Source organism: Ruegeria sp. BHSC029, assembly GCF_059613085.1.
The window spans coordinates 667,324-689,520 of the sequence record NZ_JBXWRU010000002.1; the positions used below are offsets into that span (position 1 = coordinate 667,324).

The 22,197-nt window shown below is 58.8% G+C and carries 21 protein-coding genes and 1 tRNA gene; 12 read left to right on the plus strand and 10 right to left on the minus strand.

Annotated features, from left to right (window positions below; genetic code table 11):
* The first annotated feature begins 31 nt into the window (after window positions 1–31).
* Window positions 32–1,105, plus strand: a complete 1,074-nt coding sequence (locus tag AC2FML_RS06960; RefSeq protein WP_170337473.1) for a BMP family ABC transporter substrate-binding protein — start codon at window positions 32–34, stop codon at window positions 1,103–1,105.
* 53 nt (window positions 1,106–1,158) lie between these two features.
* On the opposite strand, the gene AC2FML_RS06965 is transcribed toward AC2FML_RS06960, so the two are convergent.
* The 3 genes from AC2FML_RS06965 to AC2FML_RS06975 form a co-directional block, all read right to left on the minus strand.
* Window positions 1,159–1,779: a CDP-alcohol phosphatidyltransferase family protein gene (locus AC2FML_RS06965; protein WP_170362846.1), complete on the minus strand. Its 621-nt coding sequence runs from the start codon at window positions 1,777–1,779 to the stop codon at window positions 1,159–1,161.
* Window positions 1,780–1,849: 70 nt separating this feature from the next.
* A complete protein-coding gene (locus tag AC2FML_RS06970; protein WP_170337786.1) occupies window positions 1,850–3,082 on the minus strand; it encodes an HlyD family secretion protein in 1,233 nt (410 codons plus the stop codon).
* 3 nt (window positions 3,083–3,085) lie between these two features.
* Window positions 3,086–3,487: a hypothetical protein gene (locus tag AC2FML_RS06975; RefSeq protein WP_409233602.1), complete on the minus strand. Its 402-nt coding sequence runs from the start codon at window positions 3,485–3,487 to the stop codon at window positions 3,086–3,088.
* Window positions 3,488–3,613: 126 nt separating this feature from the next.
* Here AC2FML_RS06975 and AC2FML_RS06980 point away from each other — a divergent pair, with 126 nt between their 5' ends.
* From AC2FML_RS06980 to AC2FML_RS06995, 4 genes are all read left to right on the plus strand, one after another.
* Window positions 3,614–4,555, plus strand: coding sequence for an aldo/keto reductase (locus AC2FML_RS06980; protein WP_496782520.1), 942 nt, complete (start codon window positions 3,614–3,616; stop codon window positions 4,553–4,555).
* Window positions 4,552–5,616, plus strand: a complete 1,065-nt coding sequence (locus AC2FML_RS06985; protein WP_496782522.1) for an NAD(P)/FAD-dependent oxidoreductase — start codon at window positions 4,552–4,554, stop codon at window positions 5,614–5,616. Before AC2FML_RS06980 ends, AC2FML_RS06985 begins: the two co-directional genes overlap by 4 nt.
* A complete protein-coding gene (locus tag AC2FML_RS06990; protein ID WP_496782524.1) occupies window positions 5,616–6,269 on the plus strand; it encodes a DUF938 domain-containing protein in 654 nt (217 codons plus the stop codon). The genes AC2FML_RS06985 and AC2FML_RS06990 overlap by 1 nt, the downstream gene beginning before the upstream one ends.
* Before the next feature lie 69 nt (window positions 6,270–6,338).
* Entirely contained in the window at window positions 6,339–6,674 is a 336-nt protein-coding gene (locus tag AC2FML_RS06995) for a carboxymuconolactone decarboxylase family protein (protein WP_170362836.1), read from the plus strand.
* A gap of 40 nt (window positions 6,675–6,714) precedes the next feature.
* Here the strand turns inward: AC2FML_RS06995 and AC2FML_RS07000 are convergent, their stop codons facing one another.
* The 4 genes from AC2FML_RS07000 to AC2FML_RS07015 all read right to left on the minus strand — a co-directional run bounded on the left by AC2FML_RS07000 (window position 6,715) and on the right by AC2FML_RS07015 (window position 13,804).
* Window positions 6,715–9,222, minus strand: a complete 2,508-nt coding sequence (locus AC2FML_RS07000; protein WP_496782526.1) for a GcvT family protein — start codon at window positions 9,220–9,222, stop codon at window positions 6,715–6,717.
* A 176-nt stretch (window positions 9,223–9,398) separates the two neighbouring features.
* Window positions 9,399–10,796, minus strand: coding sequence for an FAD-binding oxidoreductase (locus AC2FML_RS07005; RefSeq protein WP_170390686.1), 1,398 nt, complete (start codon window positions 10,794–10,796; stop codon window positions 9,399–9,401).
* Between the two features lie 89 nt (window positions 10,797–10,885).
* Entirely contained in the window at window positions 10,886–12,679 is a 1,794-nt protein-coding gene (gene ggt, locus AC2FML_RS07010) for a gamma-glutamyltransferase (protein ID WP_496736973.1), read from the minus strand.
* Window positions 12,680–12,817: 138 nt separating this feature from the next.
* Window positions 12,818–13,804, minus strand: a complete 987-nt coding sequence (locus AC2FML_RS07015; RefSeq protein ID WP_170337463.1) for a 2-hydroxyacid dehydrogenase — start codon at window positions 13,802–13,804, stop codon at window positions 12,818–12,820.
* 170 nt (window positions 13,805–13,974) lie between these two features.
* On the opposite strand from AC2FML_RS07015, the gene AC2FML_RS07020 reads away from it, so the two are divergent.
* On the plus strand, window positions 13,975–14,460 hold the full coding sequence (locus AC2FML_RS07020) for an SH3 domain-containing protein (RefSeq protein ID WP_496782554.1): 486 nt from the start codon (window positions 13,975–13,977) through the stop codon (window positions 14,458–14,460).
* Between the two features lie 9 nt (window positions 14,461–14,469).
* On the opposite strand, the gene AC2FML_RS07025 is transcribed toward AC2FML_RS07020, so the two are convergent.
* Window positions 14,470–15,378 (minus strand): haloalkane dehalogenase, encoded by a 909-nt coding sequence (locus AC2FML_RS07025; RefSeq protein WP_496782528.1) that lies wholly within the window; start codon window positions 15,376–15,378, stop codon window positions 14,470–14,472.
* Window positions 15,379–15,467: 89 nt separating this feature from the next.
* On the opposite strand from AC2FML_RS07025, the gene AC2FML_RS07030 reads away from it, so the two are divergent.
* Window positions 15,468–16,457, plus strand: a complete 990-nt coding sequence (locus AC2FML_RS07030) for an NADPH:quinone reductase (RefSeq protein WP_496782530.1) — start codon at window positions 15,468–15,470, stop codon at window positions 16,455–16,457.
* A gap of 91 nt (window positions 16,458–16,548) precedes the next feature.
* Window positions 16,549–16,623: transfer RNA gene (locus tag AC2FML_RS07035), tRNA-Gln, on the plus strand.
* Window positions 16,624–16,831: 208 nt separating this feature from the next.
* On the opposite strand, the gene AC2FML_RS07040 is transcribed toward AC2FML_RS07035, so the two are convergent.
* Window positions 16,832–17,635, minus strand: coding sequence for a DUF1194 domain-containing protein (locus tag AC2FML_RS07040; RefSeq protein ID WP_496782532.1), 804 nt, complete (start codon window positions 17,633–17,635; stop codon window positions 16,832–16,834).
* A gap of 313 nt (window positions 17,636–17,948) precedes the next feature.
* Here AC2FML_RS07040 and AC2FML_RS07045 point away from each other — a divergent pair, with 313 nt between their 5' ends.
* The 4 genes from AC2FML_RS07045 (at window position 17,949) to AC2FML_RS07060 (ending at window position 21,239) form a co-directional block, all read left to right on the plus strand.
* On the plus strand, window positions 17,949–19,511 hold the full coding sequence (locus AC2FML_RS07045; RefSeq protein ID WP_170382458.1) for an arylsulfatase: 1,563 nt from the start codon (window positions 17,949–17,951) through the stop codon (window positions 19,509–19,511).
* Between the two features lie 127 nt (window positions 19,512–19,638).
* A complete protein-coding gene (locus tag AC2FML_RS07050; protein WP_170382456.1) occupies window positions 19,639–20,013 on the plus strand; it encodes a DUF4345 domain-containing protein in 375 nt (124 codons plus the stop codon).
* A 16-nt stretch (window positions 20,014–20,029) separates the two neighbouring features.
* Window positions 20,030–20,887, plus strand: coding sequence for a DUF302 domain-containing protein (locus AC2FML_RS07055; protein ID WP_170443620.1), 858 nt, complete (start codon window positions 20,030–20,032; stop codon window positions 20,885–20,887).
* Between the two features lie 37 nt (window positions 20,888–20,924).
* Entirely contained in the window at window positions 20,925–21,239 is a 315-nt protein-coding gene (locus AC2FML_RS07060; RefSeq protein WP_496736980.1) for a helix-turn-helix domain-containing protein, read from the plus strand.
* A 138-nt stretch (window positions 21,240–21,377) separates the two neighbouring features.
* Here the strand turns inward: AC2FML_RS07060 and AC2FML_RS07065 are convergent, their stop codons facing one another.
* Window positions 21,378–21,668 carry a YMGG-like glycine zipper-containing protein gene (locus AC2FML_RS07065; protein ID WP_496782534.1) on the minus strand — a complete coding sequence of 97 codons (291 nt, stop codon included), beginning with the start codon at window positions 21,666–21,668 and terminating at the stop codon, window positions 21,378–21,380.
* Between the last annotated feature and the right edge of the window lie 529 nt (window positions 21,669–22,197).

A 22,197-nucleotide genomic window follows, 5' to 3' on the forward strand; every position in this document is an offset into this window, starting at 1 on the left:
GGCCAACTGTACCAACTTGGGGAGTAACTAAATGAAATTCACTTCACTTCTGGCAAGCGCCGCCATGGCACTTGGCCTTGCCACGGGCGCCGTGGCCGAGGACAAGACAAAGGTCGGTTTCGTCTATGTCGGCCCGGTGGGCGACGGCGGCTGGACCTATGAACACGACAAGGGCCGTCAGGCCGTCGAGAAGCACTTTGGCGACAAGGTCGAAACCGTGTACGTGGAATCGGTGCCCGAAGGCCCGGATGCCGAGCGCGTCATGACCCAGATGGCGCTGGAAGGCGCTGACCTGATCTTCACCACCTCGTTCGGCTACATGGACCCGACCATCAACGTGGCCAAGAAATTCCCGGACGTGAAATTTGAACACGCCACGGGCTACAAGACCGCCGACAACGTGTCGGTCTACTCGGCGCGTTTCTATGAGGGTCGCGCTGTCCAAGGTCATATCGCCGGCAAGATGACCAAGTCGAACATCATCGGCTACATCGGTTCGTACCCGATCCCCGAAGTGATCCGCGGCATCAACTCGGCCTTCATCCACGCCAAGAAGGTGAACCCGGATGTCGAGTTCAAGATCGTCTGGGCCTACACCTGGTTCGATCCGGCGAAAGAGGCCGACGCGGCGAAGGTTCTGATCGAACAGGGCGCAGACGTGATCCTGCAGCACACGGACTCGACCGCACCACAGGCGGCCGCACAAGAAGCCGGCAACGTGATCACTTTCGGCCAGGCCTCGGACATGAGCGAATATGCTCCGATGCCGCGCGTCAGCTCGATCATCGACAACTGGGCGCCCTACTACATCGCGCGCACCCAGGCCGTGATGGACGGCACCTGGGAGTCGGTGAACACCTGGGACGGCATCAAGGAAGGCATGGTTGAAATTGGCGAGATTTCCGACGCCGTTCCGGCCGACGTCAAGGAAGAGGCGCTGGCCCTGAAAGCCGCGATTGCAGATGGCAGCTATCACCCGTTCACCGGGCCGCTGAACAAGCAAGACGGCAGCGCCTGGCTGGCCGAGGGCGAAGTGGCCGATGACGGCACTCTGGCCGGCATGAACTTCTATGTCGAAGGACTGGAAGGCGACATCCCGCAATAAGCGGGACATGTACTGTCAACAAACCCAAAGCCCGCCGGAAACGGCGGGCTTTTTCAGTTCCCGGAACGGTTGCCGAAACTGCGCGCTGCCAACACGATCCGGGATGTGGCGGTCAGGAAACACAAGCTGCCGAATATCCACGCCAAGGCGGCAAACGCATCTGGCACCAGACACACAAGAACAAGGAAACCAATCGTTTCGGCCCCCTCCAGCAACCCACCGGAAAAATACAGGGCCTTCTGCCCTCTGGCGTCGGTCTTCAAACCGTGCCGATCGGCCAGCAGCGAAAAGCCCAGGAAACTGGTGCCGTTGAAATAGAAGGACAGCAGAAGGAAAGCACCGGCCACGCCATTGGAGGCCGGGTCAGCCAGAATAAATGCGAAGGGGATCGCGCCGTAGAACAGAAAGTCGCAGGTGATATCCAGATAACCACCGAAATCGGTGCCGCCCCGGGCACGCGCAACGGCACCGTCCAGGCCATCCGCGAGGCGCGACAGCAGCAAAGGCACCAACGCCCAGTACGTCGCGCCAGCCACGATCAGGCCCGCTGCGACCAAACCAAGAGCCAGCCCTATCAGCGTCACCTGGTTTGCCGTAAAGCCCAACCGCGCGAGAAAACGGCCCTGAGCGTTCAGGGCCGGGTCGATAATCGGGCGGATTTGCGCATCAAACATGTGCGGCAGTTAACCGGGGACAGGCGCCATTTCCAGACACAATAGCGCGAGAGCACTCACGTTCGCGCCATCAGTGACCGCTTAGAACCAGCGTATTCACCGGCATCAGGATCAGACGCAATCGCAAGCCTGCCGCATGAACCACACCGATCGTGTCCACGACATGCAGGAATGCCCTTTCCCAGAATCCCAGATCTTCGTGTTCAAGCCTGTCGTGATTGTCGGTGTAGACATTGGCAAGACAGTTGCTGCCCGGGGGGACCTTGTCGGCCAGCCCTTCATAAAGCGGCTCGAGATACACGAGGATTGATCCGGGGGTTGTGTTCTGTTGAACGTCGCGCAATTCGTCGGTGGGCCGGATCTGCCCCGAAGGGATCACATCCTGCACCTGGACCACAACGACCGGAATCACCGTGAATGGCCGTGTCATACAGCCCAGCTCTCCGATCATTCCCGGTTTGATCACCTGCGCAGACATCTGGTTGAAAGCCGCCTGAAACCGGTCGCGGCCGGAATCCGTCGGAACCAGAATCCCCGCCGGGCGCATCAGCGGGCTGACAAAATCGCCGACCCGCAGCCCGAACTGCTCGACCCGGCCCGTCACACCGGCGCTGATTGTCGTCTTGTCCAATTCGGCCAGAGCGGCATCCAGCTGCGCCTCTGCGCTCGCCAACTGGGCAGGGATCAGTTCTTCGATCTTCTGAACAACGGCCGCCTTTTGGGATTGCGCGGCCAGAACCTTTGCCTCGCGCTCGGCGACAAGGTTCTCCAGTCGCTCGATCTCGGTCAGGCGGACTGCGCTGGATCCCTGATCGCGCAGGGTGGTGTTGCGCTCCAAATCCTCGAGCGCCTGCGCCAGCGCCGCCTGCGCGCCTGCAATGCCGGCTTCGGCCTCGGCCAGATCCGTTTGCGCGACCTTCAGCGAGGCCTGTATCTGAGCAATCTGGGCATGTGCGGCTTCGACCTGCGCGCGCTGGGTGAAATCCTCGATACGAAAGATCGGCTGACCCGCGGTGACCATCTGGTTGTTGGTGACATAGACCTCGGAAACGCGCCCACCCAGTTGCGGAAGAATCGTCACGGTCCGGAAATAGGACGCCGCCGTTTTGCTTGCCGGATGGAAGTAGAACAGCGTGGTAATCACCGTCAGCGCAAGGATCGCGCAGGCGGTCAGCCCCCAGCGCAGTTCGTACCACATGGTGAACAGCGTGATTTCGTGGCCTATCCGTTTTCCCTGAACGAAGCGTCGGAACAGAAAGTCGGGCAGAACGGTGACCAGTGCGCACAGAAATGTTTCGATCATGCGTCAGTGCTCCTGCGGAGCGGTGGGCTCAGGGTCCGGCTCGGCGGGCGGAGGAGACGCCCCGGGTGCCAGTGACCGAATTGCATCTGCAATCGCGCGCAGGGGCGCAGCAAAGTCAGGAAACTGAAAACCTGCAACCAGGATGGCGGCAACCCAGAATAACCCGTTGTGCGTAAACAGGGCCAACAACGCCAGGATACCAACCAACTGAAACTGCGGGTGGTTGTTTTCATGGGCCATCTTCTCGGGGATCGAGTGCAACGTAAAATACGCGACACCGATCAGCAGGATCAGACCAACCGTGAAGATCACCATGAAATTGAAAAGAAAATCGCTGCCATCCGCCTGGGTCACATATGACGGAATGTGCCCTGTGGCCATTGGGTGTAGGTCTGCGGTGGTCACCCTGCCCTCCTGCATTTTTGGTTGTGAATGTTTGGAAGGGTTGATGCTCAAATTCAACCCTGATTAAAACTTGGGACGACAATTGATCAAAGACCCCCGTTCGTCGGGCTCATTTCAGGCACTCTCATGACACTCAGGCTTTCCAATCCCGACGGCACTGACATTGGCCGTTTCACCTTTGGCACGATGCAGTTCGGGGGCCGCGCCGATGCCGAACAAAGCCGGGCCATGTTCGACGCCTGTCGCGCGGCCGGCATCACGCATTTCGATACAGCTTATGTCTATACCGACGGTACGTCGGAAACGTTGCTGGGCCAGATGATCGCGTCTCAGCGCGAGCAGCTGATGATCGCCACCAAAGCGGGCTACACAGGCGGCGCCGGCGCGGCCAACATCCGTGCGCAGTTCGACATGTCCCGCAAACGTCTGGGTCAGGACATGGTCGACCTGCTGTACCTGCACCGGTTCGATCCGGACACCGATCTTGCCGAAACGATGGAGTGTTTTGCCCAGCTCAAAGATGCGGGCAAGATCCGCTATGTCGGCTTGTCCAACTTTGCAGCCTGGCAAGTGATGAAAGCCGTGCGCGTCGCCGCGGATTTCGACCTGACCATCGACGCGCTGCAACCGATGTACAGCCTCGTCAAGCGGCAGGCCGAGGTCGAGATCCTGCCAATGTGTGCGGATCAAGGCATCTCGGTTTTTGCCTACTCGCCGCTGGGTGGCGGATTGCTGACCGGAAAGTATTCCCGTGGCAGTGCAGCCGGCCGGCTGTCCGAAGATGACCGATATGCCAGCCGCTATGGAGCTGAGTGGATGGCCGAAACAGCTGCCGAGCTGGCCCGCTTGGGACATCAGGCTGGCGTGGATCCGGCGACGCTTGCCGTCGCTTGGGTTGCCGCCAGCCCGTTTGCCCCGTCGCCGATCATATCGGCCAGATCTGCCGAACAGCTGGCACCGTCGCTGGCTGCTCTGACGTTCGACCTACCGGCCGAGCTCTATGCCCGCATCACGGCGCTCAGCCAGACACCGCCACCGGCGACGGACCGGCTGGAGGAGGTCCAGTGATTGATTTTCTGATCATCGGCGGCGGCATTGCCGGCCTAAGCGCCGGCGCGCGTCTGTCCGAGCATGGATCGGTAACCGTACTCGAGGCCGAGGACGCGCTGGGCTATCACGCCTCGGGGCGATCGGCGGCATTGTTCGAAAAAGGTTATGGCCCACCTTCGGTCGTGGCTCTGAACAAGGCCAGCGCCGAGTTCTTTTTTTCGAACGAGTATCTGACCCCGCGCGGGTTGATGCTGGTGGCCAAAAGTGATCAGGCCGACCAGTTCCGCAAAGACCTGAGCGAGCTGGGAATGGCCGAAATCTCGGTCGCCGATGCGTTGGTGCGTGTTCCGGTCCTTAACCCGGAAACCGTCGCGTACGCGGCGCTGAGTGGGGGCGCGTATGACATCGACACCGACCGAGTGCTGCAGGATTTTGCCCGCATCATTCGCGCCAATGCGGGATCGGTACTGACCCGCCAAAAAGTGACGCGGATCCGCAAGGACGGCAATTGGCTGGTGGAAGCGACCGAGGTCTTTCAGGCGCGCACCATCGTCAATGCCGCTGGTGCCTGGGCCGACGAGGTCGCAACGATGGCCGGGATCGCACCGATCGGGATCACGCCGCGCCGCCGTTCCATGGCCCGACTGCCAGCACCCGGGGGCCATGATGTGAAAAACTGGCCGATGATGCTGGGCGCGGGTGAGACCTGGTACGCCAAACCGGATGCCGGCAAGCTGTTGGTGTCACCGTCCGAGGCCGACCCGGTCGAACCGCATGACGCCTATGCCGACGATATGGTGCTGGCCAAGGGCCTGGCCCGGTACGAAGAAATGGTGACCAGCCCGGTCACCCGTGTCGAGACCAATTGGGCCGGGCTGCGCAGCTTTGCCCCGGATGGCACGCTTGTTCTGGGTCCCGACCCGTCGGATGAAAGTTTTGTCTGGTCTGCCGGTCAGGGAGGGTACGGGTTTCAAACCGCCCCGGCCGCGTCGCGATTGGTTGCTGATCTTGCGCTGGGCCGCGCGCCCGAGTTGGATGCCGCGATGGTCTCCGCGCTTTCCGTGTCCCGGTTACGCTGATGGGCGGGCGGAAACTGCCTCCGACGGCAAGCGTCGCCTCTCAGGGTGACGGCGCCAAGATGATCGCTCCTGCGGCCAGCCGAAATACGGACGCCTTGTGCGCGTTGCTGGCTGAGATGCCCATCGCAACTGGAAACGCATTGGAACTGGCCAGCGGTACGGGCCAACACGTCGCCGCATTTGCCCGTATCTTTCCCGACCTCACTTGGCAGCCGAGCGAGATCGATCCCGCCCGCCGGGCCAGCATCGACGCCTATGCGGAGGGCCTGCCAAACATCCTTCCCGCCGTCGAGCTGGACGCAACCCTGCCCGGGTGGCACCAAAACTTTGGCAACCAGAACCTTATCATTCTGATCAACCTGCTGCATCTGATCAGCTGGAAAGAAGCCCGGAATGTTCTGTCCGAGGCCGCATTGGCCCTTTGCCCCGGGGGGCGGTTCGTTCTCTACGGACCGTTCATGCGCCAGGGCAAGCTGATCAGCGACGGCGACCGACGCTTTCATGCCGACCTGACCCGGCAAGACCCCGAGATCGGCTACAAGGACGACAGCCAGATCAGCAACTATCTGGAAAGCACAGGGCTGCGGGTTGTCGGAGTGGTTCCAATGCCTGCGAACAATCTGGCTTTTGTCGCAGAAAAGCCCTCGATCTGATCAAGATCAAAGCCGTTCCGACGCCGCTGATACATATGCAAGATGCAATATGTAAAAGAGGCACAAGACATGACCTGGTCAGACAAGCTTGCTGAAACGCGCAGCGGATTGCGAAACCTGAACGGAGCCATACCGGATACCGCCCGCGCTTTCGGCGCGCTCGGGAAATCGGTCAAGGAAGGCGGAACACTGGACTTCAAGACCAAGGAGTTCATCGCCTTGGGCATGTCCATCGCAGTACGGTGCGAACCCTGCATTTCGTTGCACACCGAAACACTGGTCAAGGCGGGCGCTTCGCGTGAGGAATTCTCGGACGTTCTGGCCATGGCGATCCAGATGGGTGGCGGTCCGTCGATGATGTACGCAGCCAAGGCGCTGGAGTGCTTCGACGAACTCAGCGCATAGCCAAAAAAAGGCCCCGGAGTTGTCCGGGGCCTCTGTCCGATCAACCGTCCTTGCGGATGGTCTCGTTCTTGGGGTCATAGGGGCTGTCGCACGTCACGACCGCATCCCACAGCTGGTCCAGCATTTTGACCTTCAGTTTGGTGCCTTCCACGGCCAGATCGGGCTTTACATAACCCATGCCGATGGATTTCTCGAAAGCCACCGAATACCCGCCCGAGGTCAGACGCCCCACGCGCTCACCTTCGGGCGTATACAGCGCCTCGCGGCCCCACGGGTCGGCATCCTCGGGCCCGTCGATCAGCAGGGTACAGCATTTCACCCGTACGCCGGTTTCGATCAGCTTGTCCTTGCCGTGGAACTCCTTGTCCAGATCGACGAAACGCGGCAGGTCGGCCTCGAGCGGGGTGGCGTCGCGGCCCAGTTCGGTGCCGAAGGCGCGATAGGATTTCTCCTGCCGCAGCCAGTTCTGGGCGCGGGCACCTACCAGCTTCATGCCGTGCTTCTCGCCGGCTGTCTCCAGAAGGTCGAACAAGTAGTTCTGCATCTCAATCGGATGATGCAGTTCCCAGCCCAGCTCGCCGGTATAGGCCACGCGGATCGCGTTGACCGGGCACATGCCCAGTTCGATCTGACGTGCCGACAGCCACGGGAAGCGCTTGTTCGACAGGGCGGTTTCCGGCTCGGCGTCCTTGATGACCTCTTTCAGCACATCGCGCGATTTCGGTCCGGCGATGGCAAAGACGCCCCACTGGGTGGTCACGTCCTGGATCTCGATGTAGCCGAACTCGTCCATCTTGTCCTCGGCCGCCTTGCGCAGGAAGTCGGCGTCATACTCGGTCCAGGCACCGGCCGAGACGAGGTAGTACTCGTTCTCTTTCAGCCGCACGATGGTGTATTCGGTGCGGGTGGTGCCGTGGTCTGTCAGCGCATAGGTCAGGTTGATGCGGCCGACCTTGGGCAGCTTGTTGCAGGTGAACCAGTCGAGGAACTGCGTGGCGCCGGGGCCCTTGACGACATGCTTGGTGAAGGCTGACGCGTCGATCAGGCCGACACCGTTGCGGATCGCATTGGCTTCTTCGACGGCATACTGCCACCATCCACCACGGCGGAAACTGCGGCTTTCCTTGTCGAAGTTGTCGGAGGCATCGACCGGGCCAAAATAGTTGGGGCGTTCCCAACCGTTAACCCACCCAAACTGCGCGCCACGGGCTTTCTGACGATCATAAGCCGGAACGGTGCGCAACGGACGGCAGGCCTCGCGCTCTTCGTCCGGGTGGTGCAGAATGTAGACGTGCTCGTAGCACTCTTCATTCTTGCGCGCGGCGAATTCGGTGGTCATCCAGTTGGACGAATAGCGTTTGGGGTCCAGCGAGGCCATGTCGATCTCGGCTTCGCCATCGACCATCATCTGCGCCAGATAATAGCCGGTGCCGCCGGCGGCGGTGATGCCAAAGCTGAACCCTTCGGCCAGCCACATATTGCGCAGGCCCGGCGCCGGGCCGACCAGCGGGTTGCCATCAGGCGTATAGCAGATGGGACCGTTGAAATCGTCCTTCAGGCCGGACTCGGCACAGGACGGGACACGCTCGGCCATAGCCATGTACTGATCGGCGATCCGGTCGAGATCCAGAGGGAATAGATCAGCGCGGAAACTGTCGGGCACACCGTATTCGAAACGTGCCGGGGCACCGTGCTCGTAGATGCCGAGGATCCAGCCGCCGCGCTCTTCGCGTGCGTAGGATTCGTTGTCGGCGTCGCGCACGACCGGGTGTTCCGGATTGCCGGCTTCACGCCATTTCACCAGTTCCGGATCCTTGTCCATGACAATGAAGGTATGCTCGACCGGGATCGCGGGCATCTTGATGCCAAGCAGCTTGGCGGTACGCTGGGCATGGTTTCCCGAAGCGGTCACCACGTGCTCGGCGGTGATGACCACCTGCTCGTCACTCGGGACAAGGTTGCCACCCTTTTCGACCATCTTGGTGCAGGTGACTTCCCAATGGGTTCCGTTCCAATGGAAGGCATCGGCCTGCATCTTGCGCACGATCTCGACACCGCGCTGACGGGCACCCTTGGCCATCGCCTGGGTCACGTCGGCCGGATTGATGTAACCGTCCTCGGTATGGTAGAGCGCGCCTTTCAGATCCGAGGTTTCGATCAGCGGCCAGCGATCCTTGATCTGCTCGGGCGTCAACCATTCATATTTGACGTCGCAGGTCTCGGCAGTCGAGGCATAGAGCATGAACTCATCCATGCGGTCCTGCGTCTGCGCCATGCGCAGGTTTCCGACCACCGCAAACCCGGCGTTCAGGCCGGTTTCCTCTTCCAGCGTCTTGTAGAAATCCACCGAGTATTTGTGGATATGGGTCGTCGCATAGGACATGTTGAACAGCGGAAGCAAACCCGCGGCGTGCCAGGTCGAACCGGAGGTCAACTCGTCCCTCTCGATCAGCATGACATCATCCCAGCCCGCCTTGGCCAGGTGATAGGCTATCGAGGTCCCAACGGCGCCGCCGCCGACGACCAGTGCTTTGACTTGGGTTTTCATACGCCCGCTCTCCGGATTGAGTCTGTTTGGCAAGGTTTATGCCGAACGAGACCAATCAGCGCCAAGTCCATCCGACGCAAAACAGTGCAAAACCGACCTGCCGTACAAGTTGGGACGCGAATCCGCGAACAGGCACGCACCAACAGCCGATGGTTGCGTGCGCTTTCCCGGCCTGGTCAGACGATCTTGCCGGGGTTCATGATGTTGTCAGGATCCAGCGCGGCCTTGATCGCCGCCATGTACCGGGTCGCATCCCCAAGTTCCCGGACCAGATACGGTTTCTTGCCCTGCCCGATTCCATGCTCACCCGTGCAGGTCCCGTCCATCGAGATCGCCAGATCATTGAGCCATCCGACAAACTGACTGGCCCGCGCCACTTCGTCGGCATCGTCCATGTCTATCAGCACCAGCGTGTGGAAGTTTCCGTCCCCGACATGACCGACGACCGGGGCCAGCAGGTCCAACTCGGCTGCCTTGTCCTGAGCCATGGTGACGCATTCGGCCAAGCGCGAGATCGGGACGCAGACATCCGTCGAGATTCCACGCGCTCCGGGCCGAAGCTGGAGGGACGCCCAATACATGTCGTGCCGCGCCTGCCAGAGCTTGGACCTTTCTTCCGTGCTGGCCGTAGCGACAAAGCCGGTGCCGCCAAAATCCTCGGCGATTTCGCCAAAGGTTTCGGCCTGCTCCGCTGCGCCGGCCTCCGAGCCATGAAACTCGAGCAGAAGCAACGGCGTTTCCGGCAGCTTCAGCCCGGAATACGCGTTGGCCGCCTTGACCGACATCGCGTCCAGCAGTTCGATCCGGGCAACCGGAACGCCGAATTGAATGGTCGTCATCACGGCCTGACAGGCCGCATCCACCGTCGGGAAAGAACACCGGGCCGAGGTAATCGCCTCGGGGATGCCGTGCAGTTTCAGAGTCAGTTCGGTAATGATGCCCAGCGTGCCCTCGGCACCGACAAGCAAGCGGGTGAGATCGTAGCCGGCCGAAGATTTTTTGGCCCGGTGACCGGTACGGATAATTTTGCCATCGGGCATAACCGCCTCGAGGCTCAGGACATTGTCCTTCATCGTTCCATAGCGAACCGCATTGGTACCCGACGCTCGGGTCGCCGCCATCCCGCCCAATGAGGCATTGGCTCCGGGATCAATCGGAAAGAACAGCCCCTTGTCGCGCAGATGGGTATTCAAATCCTCGCGGGTGACCCCGGGCTGCACGACGCAATCCAGATCACCTTCGTTCACGGCCAAGACCCGGTTCATCTGGCCAAGATCGATGCAAACGCCGCCGGCCGGCGCGTTCACGTGGCCTTCCAGCGACGTTCCGGTGCCGAAAGGGATCACGGGAACCTTGTGCGCCGCACAGGTCTTGACGATGTCCGAGACCTCTTCGGTCGAATTGGGAAAGACCACCGCGTCCGGGCTTTGGTTTTCAATCCAGGTCGTGGTGTGCCCGTGCTGCTCGCGGACCGAAGCGCCGGTCTGCAACCGGTCCCCGAACCGCTGTTTCAGAATGCTGATGGCGGTGTCGATCCCCGCCGCATTGCGGAACAATGCTGTCGCTTCAACCATGGCAACCCTCCCTTGGCGCAGTGGCGCAGGCCCAGACAATGACTAGAAGGCCCACGCCACAGGAGCAATACCCATACGCTCCGACGTGATCACTCGCCCAGTGCGATCCCTTCTCGACGGGGATCGGCTCCGCCGTGCAGACCGTCGCGGATTTCGATGGCATGAAGGCCCGAGGTCAGATCCCGCGCGTTCACTTCAAAGCCCAGCTCGCCCAACATGTCCGCAAAGCCTTCGGCGCTTGTGCCGACCTCGACATCATAGGTCCCGAAACGGTTCACCAGATGAGGAAGGGCGACCGCCTGCTGGACGTCCATACCCCAGTCCGCCCAGGCAATGATAGACTTTGCGACATAACCGATGATCCGGCTGCCACCCGGAGACCCGATCGCCAGAATCGGAGACCCGTCTTGCATGACAATCGTCGGACTCATTGAGGAACGGGGGCGTTTGCCCGGTTCGATCCGGTTGGCAATCGGAACCCCGTCCCTGTGGGTCCGGAAGGAAAAGTCGGTCAGTTCGTTGTTCAGCAGAAAGCCGTTGGTCATCAGACGCGAACCAAAACCGTTCTCGATTGTCGTGGTCATCGAAAGCACGTTTCCATAGGCGTCCACGATCGAAATATGGGACGTCGACGGCAGTTCGATCGAAGCATCGTCGGCCCAGTTCAGCGCGTGGTCAAACTCAGGATTTCCCGGCGCAACCTCGGTCAATGCCCCAGCGTCATTCAGCAACGCGGCACGCTCGGCCAGATAGGCCGGATCGATCAGGCCCTGCGTCGGCATCGGAATGAAATCACTGTCGGCCATGTAGCGACCGCGATCCGCGAAGGCCAGGCGCGAGGCATCGCCGATCAGCCGCCACGCTTCGGCGCTTTCGGGACCCATCCCCGCCAAATCGTAATTGTCGAGAATGCCAAGGATCTGCCCAACCGTCAGCGCGCCCGAGGACGGCGGACCCATCCCGCAGACCTCATAGCTGCGATAGGTGGCACAGATCGGCTCGCGCTCAATCACCTGATACAACGCCAGATCAACTCCGGACAGAACCCCCGGGTTACCCGGAGCGTTTCGGACAGTCCGCACGATGTCAGCCGCGATCTCTCCTCCGTAAAAGCTTGCAGCCCCTTCGGACGCCAGAACGCGCAGGGTTTCGGCATAGTCTGGGTTGGTGAGGCGCTGACCCTGGGCCAGCGGCTCGCCGCCCGGCAGGAAGTAGTTGGCCGTGTCCGGGAAGCGTGCCAGACGTTCAGCGTCGGCCTGAATCAAGCCCGCCAGCCGGGGTGAAACGACAAACCCCTCGTCGGCCAATCGGATACCATCCTCGAACAGACCGGGCCAGGGGCTACGCCCCCAGCGCCGATGGGCTTCCTCCAACAATGCAGGCGTGCCGGGTGTCCCGACCGAAAGCCCGCCAACAACCGCGTCGAAGAATTTGAGCGGCTCGCCGTTTTCGTCTTGAAACAGGGTCGGGCTTGCCTCTCTCGGCGCGGTTTCTCGCCCATCCAAGGTGGTCAGGCGTCCGCTGGCCGCGTCGTACCAGACCAGAAAGGCACCCCCGCCCAAACCCGAGGACTGCGGTTCGACCAGGCCCAAGACAACCTGAACGGCGACCATTGCATCCGCTGCCGTTCCACCGGCAGCCAGAATCTTGGCACCCGCCTCGACGGCAAGCGGGTTGGCCGCCGCAACCATCCAGGTTTTAGCTTTGACGGGCACACCGTCGGCCTTGGCCTTCAGCGCGGCGATCACCTCGTCGGTCAAGGCCTGAACCTGGCCGTCGGATGCACCCTCGGGCGCGACCTCATCGGCGGTTTGCTGGGCAAACACTGGGCTCGCCAGGGTCAGCGCGCAGGCCACAACAGTAGGGAACCAATTGGAGCACATAATAAACCTCCTTATCCAAATACTGATTCTGACAGTGCACGGCACCGTACTGCCCCGCAACCATGTGCGGGGACGACCGCCAAAGACGGCAAAGCTCTGCCTTGCAAACAGCAGGAGCCCGTATGCCTTGGCGTGTTCTTACAGCATCGCGGGAACGACCTGGTCAGGCGGCCGGTGCCCGTCTTCAAACGTCTTGATATTGATGATGACCTTTTCGCCCATCTCGATGCGCCCCTCGAGCGTCGCCGACCCCATATGCGGCAGCAGCACGACATTCGGCAGCTGCCGAAGTCGAGGATTCACGTCAGTGCCGTGCTCGTAGACGTCCAGCCCGGCCCCGGCGATCTCGCCCGCCCGGATCATCCGCGTCAACGCGTTTTCGTCCAACACCTCGCCCCGCGACGTGTTCACGATGACCGCCGTCGGCTTCATCAGCTTCAGGCGCCGCGCGTTCATCAGATGAAATGAAGACGGCGTTGACGGGCAGTTGATCGAGATCACGTCCATACGCGCCACCATCTGATCGAGGCTTTCCCAATAGGTCGCCTCAAGATCCTGTTCTATTTCGGGACGCAACCGGCGGCGGTTGTGGTAGTGGACCTGCATTCCGAAGGCCCGGGCGCGGCGCGCGACGGCCTGTCCGATCCGCCCCATACCCAGAATGCCCAGACGCCGGCCTCCTATCCGCCCGCCAAGGAATGCCGTCGGCGCCCAGCCGGTCCAGTCCCCCTTTTGCATAACCGACAGACCCTCGGGAATCCGACGGGTTACGGCAAGGATCAGCGCCATCGTCATGTCGGCGGTATCGTCGGTCAGAACACCCGGCGTGTTCGAGACCAGGATGCCGCGCTGACGCGCCGTCGCGACATCGATATGGTCGACACCGGCACCATAATTCGCAATCAGCCTCAGCCGCTCTCCGGCTTGGCCCAAAACACCCGCGTCGATCGTGTCCGTGATCGTCGGAACCAGCACATCGGCCTGTTTGACCGCCTCGACCAACTCGTCGCGCGTCATCGGTGTGTCGGTGTCCCGCAAACGGACGTCGAACAACTCGCTCAGACGTGTCTCGACCACTTCGGGCAACCGTCGCGTTACAACAACACTCAGACGTTCTCTTGGCACTTCAGCCCTCCTACCGCTTTGCATTCCGATGCGCGTCATGGCATCGTGGCGCAGGATCAGTCGGGGCACAAGAACCCCATGGGCATCGCTCCAACCTTTTTTGAAACACGGCAGACAGGCAAATCAGCGGGCAGGCAGTGAGTGCTTTCTTGAGGGCGAAACGCCCAGTTCTGGCATTTCTAATCACGCTTCTGTTCCTGACAGGCGCAATCGCGCACGCGCAGGAAAAACGTGGGCAGGTGACGAACCTGCCTTTGCCGCGCTACGTGTCGATGAAGGCGGCCGAGGCGAACGTACGCCGCGGCCCTTCGCTGACTCATCGCGTCGATTGGGTGTTCAAGCGCCGCAGCATGCCACTTCAGGTGACGGCCGAATACGGCAACTGGCGCAAGGTTCAGGATCGCGACGGGGCCGGCGGATGGGTCCACTACGCTCTGTTGTCAGGTGTTCGCACGGTTCTGATTGAATCGGACATGCTGCCGGTCTACGCCAGCCCCGACCCCAAATCCCCGGTCAACGCTCATTTCGAAACAGGCGTCGTGGCCCGCTTGGGTACCTGCACGGTGGATTGGTGCCGCATTTCGGCCGGTGGCTATCGCGGCTGGACCCTCAAAAGCAATCTTTGGGGCGTGGAGCCCGACGAAATCCGGGAATGAGACCCCTGCTCAAGCCGTCTCGCGGATGAAGGCCAGAACCGTTTCCGCAAGTTCCTGGGGCACGTCCTCCTGAAGGAAGTGACCGGCTTTCGGCAGCACAATATGGTTCTGTCCCGCTGCACCAGGACAAAGTTTCTGAAAAACCCCATCCACCCCGGCCATGATCCTGTCCTCAGCACCAAAAACCGTCAGGACAGGGGTTTGCAGACCGCGGATAACGTTCCAAGCCTGTCGGTTCGGTTCCGACTCGGGGTCGTCGGGGCGGTCAGGCACCAGCATCGGAAACTGTCGCGCCCCCGCCTTGTAACGATCGTCAGGGAACGGCGCGTCATAGGCGGCGACCTCGGCCTCGGACAGCTTTGAAACCGTTCCGCCATAGACGATGCGACCGGCGCGGAAATCCGGCACCTCCTGGCTGAACTGTCGCCAGGCGGCAAACGCCTCGCCCAAGGGCTGGTCCCCGGTTGGTAAGGCCGTGTTGGCGACAACGACCCGGGCGAACCTGTCTGGCATCTCGGCCCACAGGCGCAACCCGATCAATCCGCCCCAGTCCTGACAGACCAGGGTGATGTCCCGCAGATCGAGTTGACGCAGGACCTCACCCATCCAGAAGACATGCCGCGCATAGGTATATTCGTCGCGGTCGACGGGTTTGTCGGATCTGCCGAAACCCACAAGGTCCGGAGCGATGACCCGGTGACCCGCGGCGGCGACTGGCGGGATCATGTGACGGTACAGATAAGACCAACTGGGCTCGCCGTGCATCATCAGTACTGGAGCTGCCGCGCGCGGCCCCTCGTCCAGATAGTGGACCCGCAACGCGCCGCCTTCAGTATCATCCACCTCAAGGTAGTTGGGTGCGAAATCATAGTCGGGCAGATTTTGGAACCGTTCGTCCGGTGTGCGCAATGCCTTCATACTCTGATCTCCCATGGTTTTTTGACAGGCTAGCATTCCTGGCCCGCGACGATAGGGTGAACGTCACGACACGACAAACCGGAGCCGCCATGAAAGCCGTCACCTACCAGACATTTGGACCCGCCGCCGATGTTCTGTCCATTCAAGAACTACCGGATACACCCCCGGGCCCGGGCGAAGTGACCGTTGCGCTGGCTTATTCCGGAGTGAACCCTTCGGACGTGAAGGCACGTGCGGGGGCACGGCCCGGGATCACCAAGCCGCCTTTCCCGGTAATCGTGCCGCACAGCGACGGTTCAGGTGTCATCTCTGCTGTCGGACCAGGGGTTCCGGACTCGCGGGTAGGTCAAAGGGTCTGGATCTGGAACGGCCAGTGGGGCCGTGCTTTCGGGACGGCCGCAACCGAAATCACCCTGCCCTCGGAACAGGCGGTTCACCTGCCCGACACGGTCGCGCTGCAAACCGGTGCCGTTCTTGGGATTCCCGGCCTGACCGCCAGCCACACCGTGTTTTCCGGAGGCCCGGTATCGGGTAAAACCCTGCTTGTTCACGGCGGTGCAGGGACGGTCGGATTCCTCGCCGTCCAGTTGGCCAAATGGGGCGGAGCAAAGGTGCTGGCCACAGCCAGTCCACGCAACTTCGAACGTGTGACAAAGGCTGGAGCCGATGCGGTACTGAATTACACGGCGCCTGATTTGCCGGCACAGATCCTAGACGCCAATCAAGGGCTTCCGGTCGATCGCATCGTCGATGTGGAGTTTGGCCAAAACGTCGAAACCAACGTGGCAGTTATCGCCGAAAGCGGCAGAATCAATGCGTATGGCTCGGCCCAGAATATGACGCCGACGCTTCCGTTTTACCCGCTCATGTTCAAATCGGTGACGTTGGAAATGGTTCTGGTGTATCTGCTGCCGACCGATCTGCGCAACGAAGCGGTTGCGAACCTCCACCAAGCGCTGACCGACGGCGCGCTGAAATGCCCGATCCAAAAGGTCTATTCGATGGAAGAATGCGCCGCCGCACACCGCGCGGTCGAGGCCGGAAACCGAACCGGAGCGGTGCTGTTGGAGACCAAATAGATCGCCCGCAAAAAAATTTTCACGGGTTTCGATTTTTTGCGGGAAAGCACTTGAACACCGTCACCAACAATCGTAGATAGCCGCTCACCGTTGGGGTGTAGCCAAGTGGTAAGGCAGCGGTTTTTGGTACCGTGTATCGTAGGTTCGAATCCTACCACCCCAGCCACTAAATCTCTGAATGCGAATTACCCATAAGCGTGCAAATTTCACTCGGCTCGTGCAAATCGATGTCAATAAGTTTGTCTACTCACACTGTGTTGAAGATTTGCCACCATCTGTGCATTTCTATTGAAAGCACAGAACGCTAGTTTTCCTCAGAAAATTGCTGCTGACTTTTTGTATCGAACCTCGGGTGGTTGATGCAAAGGCCGCGTCTAGGGTTCGCTCCAGATTTGTTGGTTCCGTTCCCAGATCTTCTCGCCAATCAGGCAGTCATAGTCTGAGGGTCCGATGTATTGCGCCTTCATAGCCTCTCCTATTGCTGGCGCTGACCCAATTTCCAGAACCAATTTTCGTCGTACGGCCTCTTTAAAGCCTTGCCAGTCAAGCACCGGGATTACGAATGAACCAGGTCCGCCCGTCACACAGTTCTGATAGTAGACATCAAGATCGTCGAGGTGCCACTGACTCCCCATACCTTCACGGGTCATCAGCGGTAACCCATTTATGGTGATCGACTTCGACAATACTGCCTCACGGGCTTGCAAAACCGGGCGACCCTGATTGTTAGGCCCGTCGCCAGATACGTCGATAACTTTACGCAGACCTTCGAATTTGTTCCCTTCGATCATCCTTGCACCGAAGATCAGGGCCTCAGAGATTGAAGTGCGGCGCAAGGCGGGATCGAAACGCGTGGTCAGAACACCCGCAAACTCATTCAGATCAGCGCGCGTTTCTAACAGCATCCAGTCAACAATAACGTCTTGTGTTCCCGCCCACTCGACGTATGTCAAAGCCACCCGTTGCAAAGGGCCCGACTGAACAGCGGCGAAGACTTCATCCGACATCAAGGCTGCGGCGTAACCCTGCCGCTGAATCTCGAGTTCTCGCTCAGTCATCGACCTTGAAACATCGACAAGAAGGGCCAGTTCCAGATCGACTTCAATTTTCTCAGACGCGACAGGAGTTGCCAAGAGAGAGGCAATTGCGACAATTGTCAGGAACAAGTTACGTAGCATCAGTTATCGGATGGCGCGATGCGCTGTTAAGTCAAGCTTCAAATGGTTGATCAAGTTTTTGTGGACAAATAGCTCTACAACACGACGGCTTGGTTCAATCGTTGAGGATACGAATGTCACTTCAGCGGAGTTACTGGTATCAGCCCGAAGCGGACCTTCACTATGAGCTTTGCACCCTCTGAGATGCGGACTTTGCGGCCGAAGAAATTTCTTGCACCAAGGTGCTGAGCCCAAAAAGCTAACAAATCAGACCGTTCCTCTAAGCCGATGTTTTTTCTATGGTTGGAAAGAAGTACCAAGCCGGGAGGTCTTAATGAACAAGCTTATCTCAGTAACGGGTGCCGTCTGCTTTGCTTTCACTGGAGCTTGGGCCGACGAACATACCCCGCCCAACATTCTTGTCATCATGGCAGATGACGTAGGTTGGGCGAGCGTCGGCGTTTACCATGGAGGTGTCAAAAGCATCGAGACGCCGAACTTGGATCGTCTCTCGTCAGAGGGTGCTCGTCTCACAGATTATTATGCCGAGCCAAGTTGTACTGCCGGTCGATCAGCTTTCATGACCGGACAATTGCCAATACGGACTGGTATGCACACGGTTGGACTGCCGGGTGATCCGATAGGTTTAAACCCAGATGACCCAACGCTTCCGATGTTCCTGAAAAAGTTGGGGTATACGACGGGGCAGTTTGGAAAAAACCACCTAGGCGACCTCAATGAGTTCCTACCGACTACAAAAGGTTTCGACGAGTATTGGGGTTGGCTCTACCACCTGAATGCTATGGAATATACGTCTGATCCGGATTGGCCAGACGACCCAGAATTCAACGCGCAATTTGCGCCTCGCAACATCATTCATTCATTTGCAACAGAGGAAGTAGACGAAACAGTCGACCCGCGATTTGGAAAAGTCGGGAAGCAGCGCATTATTGATGACGGGCCTGCGCCTCCTGAGCGCCAAAAGACTTTGGATGACGAAGTGACATCTTACACGAAGGACTTCATTTCTCGTGCAGTAGAGTCGGACACTCCGTTTTTTGTCTGGATGGCTCCAGCCCGTGCACACGTCTGGACTCACCTCAGCCCCGAATACGAAGATATGTTGGGCAATGGGCGCGGACTTCAGGATGTTGTCATGAAGGAGTTGGACAACAACGTTGGTAACGTTCTCAGCCACCTTGAGGATCTGGGAGTTGCCGATAATACCATAGTGATGTTCACCGCCGACAATGGCCCGGAAACACTGACGTGGCCCGATGGAGGTACGACACCGTTTCATGGGGAAAAGGGTACTACCTGGGAAGGTGGCTTTAGGGTTCCTGCGATTATTCGCTGGCCTGGCAAAATCCCTGAAGGACAGGTTTTGAACGGTATCTTCAGCGGCATGGATTGGATGCCAACACTTGTAGCCGCGGCGGGAGGCCCCACAGACCTAAGAGAAAAACTCTTAGAGGGTTATGAAGGGTACAAAGTACACCTCGATGGCTACAATCAACTATCTTACCTGACGGGTGAGGATGCAGAGAGCAATCGCCGCGAGCTGATTTATTATCAGGGTACGGATCTCCAAGCCGTACGCTACAACGATTGGAAAGCGCACTTTGTCGTTCAAAACCACGGCTGGTCAGGCCCGAAGGAAGAGTTGGTCGCCCCGCTGCTTTTCAACCTTCGCCGCGATCCTTACGAGAAAGCTGCGGAGGAAAGCGGGATGTACGTCCGCTGGATGGGCGAGAAAATGTGGGCATTCGGTCCAGCCGCCCGACTAGTGCAGGCGCATCTCGCTACCTTCGAGGAGTTCCCTCCGCGGGGGAAGCCGGTAGCCAATCAAGACCATGTTGAAGAACAGACATCAACCGAAGGCGGCATCTCTCAGTAGAAGAAGCGAGGCTTGCAATTCGCCTTTCTCACCGCAGCGTGGGCATCCGGTTCGGAACTTCGGATGCCCCAAAAAACCGACTAGGAATTTCGCAAAAAAGCGAAACCTCTACGAGAAGGAGTCCTCCATGAGTGCTAGATTGGTCCTTCTGCTTGCTGCCGTCGGTCTCATGCCAATCGCGTTATCATACGGTCTGATGCCAAGCAGTTCGATCCCAGTTTTGCTGGGATTTTCGGTGGAAGGAACGAACCAGACGCATGTCTTCCGTGCGATTATGGGACTTTACCTGGCAAACGCTTTGTTTTGGTTAGCGGCCGTGGTGAAACCAGATCTACAACGACCGGCGCTTTGGGTTCTTTTTTTGTTTATGTCGGGACTGGCCGTTGGACGCATACTAAGCATTCTTATCGATGGAGTTCCGAACGGGATACTTCTCTTTTATCTTGCGGCCGAGATAGCTTTTGCAGCTCTGGCGGCGGTTTCACTGAAAAAAGCACGATGAAACAGGAAGTGATAAGATGCTGTGGTTTTTCTTTGTTCTCTCCATGATTGCAACTTCATCAATTTCGACATCGGTTCTTGCACAATCGTCATCTGCCCAGAGTGCGGTGGACGAAAACTTCTTAGTGCTTGAGACTGCCGTTGAAGAAGCGGGAGCTACGCCAATCGCATCGATAGATCACGCGCGACTGGCCAAAGTCGAAGGAGTAGAAATGCCAGCGTCTCGTGTGCTCCTTTTCTCTGATCCAGAGATAAACACGCCCATTCTGAAAGAGAACGTGCGAGCAGGTCTGGACCTTCCTTTTCGCGTTCTTTCCTTCGATCAGGATGGTAGTCCACAGATCGCCTACACAGACTCTCAATTTCTCAAAGTCCGGCATGGGCTCACGGACGCTTCTTCGTTGAGTGCGTTTCAGAGCAAGATGCTCGAAGTTCTAAACGACTTGGATGCGACACCAGCGCCGACCAACGGATTGTTTGCCGACTACGGGATCATCGAACTGCAAACTCTGCTCAGCGTACCAGAGGCAGTCGAACGTCTCAGGACAGCTGTCATGGGGCAGGACGATACTGTCTGGTTCGGTGAAATCGATTTTGCGACCGAAGCGTCCCAACTGGGGGTGGACCTGCCGGAGGCGGTACTTTTACTGTTCGGCGGACCAGCACCCGGTGGCGTGGCTATGGCGGGCTTTCCGGCAATTGGTTTGGATGCATTTTGCCAAAAACTATTGGTTTACGCGAATGAAGAAGGCGGCTCCGTAGTCATTTTCAATGACATCGCTGCTTTGGCTGAGTTGCACTACGGTTCTTCAGCCGAACCTCATCACGGTTTGAACAAACGGCTTACCGCAACATTTCAAAACGCAATAGAGTAGCCGCTGATAGGAAACCGCAATAGAAATCCTATATGGGATGGACAGCCTTCGCGCCCGGATCGAAAAACTCATCATCGAGCGTCTCCCCGGTCATGTTCTGTCAGCTGACGAGGTTGCTGTGGAACTTGGTTTGAGTCGACGCACGGTGACCCGCCAACTCGGTACAGAAAACACCAGCTTTCGCGAGGTGGTTGAGGATCTTCGGTTCGACCTCGCCAAGACCTATCTGGCCGATGGTCTCAGCATTTCAGAAATCGCTTTCTACCTTGGCTATGGAGATCATGCGGCGTTTTCAACGGCCTTCCGCCGATGGGCTGGCGTAAGCCCCCGAGACTATATGAAAGCACTGTAGCTACTTGGGTTTCTACCCCCCAAGATAGCAACAAACCCGGCGGGATTTGTCCCAACCGGGTTTGAGGCAGAAGGTCAGAAAACTCTGACCCAGGTTGGAAGGTGTAAACCTTTCCAGGTGTTCTCTGTGCACCGGAAATCAGCGCTTCTCGTGGTGGTTCTTTACGTTTCCATGGCCGTTATTGTCGTAGTTGTCATGGCGATCTTCGAAATCATTCTTTTGCACGGCTCCGGCAACGGCTCCGACGGTGGCTCCAACTACTGCGCCTTGAGCCGCATCGCCCCCAGTGGCTTCAGCTACCACCGCCCCTGCAACTGCACCTTTAACGGCTTTCTCGGCGACATAGTCAGCTTGAGCGGACATAGGCAGCGTCAGCAGCATAGCGGCGGCGAGAGTGGAAAGTAGAGTGGTTTTCTTTGCGTTTGTCATGGTTCCAACCTTTCTGGCAGTGGCGTCCTTCGTGTCCGCCTTCTGACAATCAATTTGATGGAAACACGGGTGACTTTCTTGTCGTACTGGGACAGATATGTTTGAATTTGGGACATCAGTCGGATCAGCATTCTGATCACCTGAGGCAGAATTAGTTTATTGGTGAGAAAGTTGCCGATCACGTTGGAATGCAGCGTCTGCCGAAATGATCAGGCACAATCACTCCATACGGGCAAGCACACCCGCTGTACGTGCTGCGCCACCACAGGCTGCTTGATTTTGATGACGGGCGGCCGATCTACAATTGATGGCGCTAATCAGGAATGCCTACGGCAGCCAGCATCCTGTAGTAGGAGTCATAGATCTTTGGCATTGATATCGACGGAACTTTGCAAAGTCCAGTTTCTGCGCACTACGCTCTAGGGTCAGGATGCATTGATTTTCGCTTCGTTGCGTGATTCACGGCTCGAAAAACGGAGCGGTGTCATGAGCGACCTTTATTGGCTAACCGGCGAGCAGATGGCCAAGC

Excerpts from the sequence above, each read along its gene's own strand:
- AC2FML_RS07050 (WP_170382456.1), top strand. The coding sequence starts at position 19,639 with ATGAGTGCTAGATTGGTCCTTCTGCTTGCTGCCGTCGGTCTCATGCCA.
- AC2FML_RS07045 (WP_170382458.1), top strand. The coding sequence starts at position 17,949 with ATGAACAAGCTTATCTCAGTAACGGGTGCCGTCTGCTTTGCTTTCACT.
- AC2FML_RS06980 (WP_496782520.1), top strand. The coding sequence starts at position 3,614 with ATGACACTCAGGCTTTCCAATCCCGACGGCACTGACATTGGCCGTTTC.
- AC2FML_RS07060 (WP_496736980.1), top strand. The coding sequence starts at position 20,925 with ATGGACAGCCTTCGCGCCCGGATCGAAAAACTCATCATCGAGCGTCTC.
- AC2FML_RS07055 (WP_170443620.1), top strand. The coding sequence starts at position 20,030 with ATGCTGTGGTTTTTCTTTGTTCTCTCCATGATTGCAACTTCATCAATT.
- AC2FML_RS06965 (WP_170362846.1), bottom strand. The coding sequence starts at position 1,779 with ATGTTTGATGCGCAAATCCGCCCGATTATCGACCCGGCCCTGAACGCT.
- ggt (WP_496736973.1), bottom strand. The coding sequence starts at position 12,679 with ATGTGCTCCAATTGGTTCCCTACTGTTGTGGCCTGCGCGCTGACCCTG.
- AC2FML_RS06960 (WP_170337473.1), top strand. The coding sequence starts at position 32 with ATGAAATTCACTTCACTTCTGGCAAGCGCCGCCATGGCACTTGGCCTT.
- AC2FML_RS07025 (WP_496782528.1), bottom strand. The coding sequence starts at position 15,378 with ATGAAGGCATTGCGCACACCGGACGAACGGTTCCAAAATCTGCCCGAC.
- AC2FML_RS07040 (WP_496782532.1), bottom strand. The coding sequence starts at position 17,635 with ATGCTACGTAACTTGTTCCTGACAATTGTCGCAATTGCCTCTCTCTTG.
- AC2FML_RS07005 (WP_170390686.1), bottom strand. The coding sequence starts at position 10,796 with ATGGTTGAAGCGACAGCATTGTTCCGCAATGCGGCGGGGATCGACACC.
- AC2FML_RS07000 (WP_496782526.1), bottom strand. The coding sequence starts at position 9,222 with ATGAAAACCCAAGTCAAAGCACTGGTCGTCGGCGGCGGCGCCGTTGGG.
- AC2FML_RS07065 (WP_496782534.1), bottom strand. The coding sequence starts at position 21,668 with ATGACAAACGCAAAGAAAACCACTCTACTTTCCACTCTCGCCGCCGCT.
- AC2FML_RS07030 (WP_496782530.1), top strand. The coding sequence starts at position 15,468 with ATGAAAGCCGTCACCTACCAGACATTTGGACCCGCCGCCGATGTTCTG.
- AC2FML_RS06970 (WP_170337786.1), bottom strand. The coding sequence starts at position 3,082 with ATGATCGAAACATTTCTGTGCGCACTGGTCACCGTTCTGCCCGACTTT.
- AC2FML_RS06995 (WP_170362836.1), top strand. The coding sequence starts at position 6,339 with ATGACCTGGTCAGACAAGCTTGCTGAAACGCGCAGCGGATTGCGAAAC.
- AC2FML_RS06990 (WP_496782524.1), top strand. The coding sequence starts at position 5,616 with ATGGGCGGGCGGAAACTGCCTCCGACGGCAAGCGTCGCCTCTCAGGGT.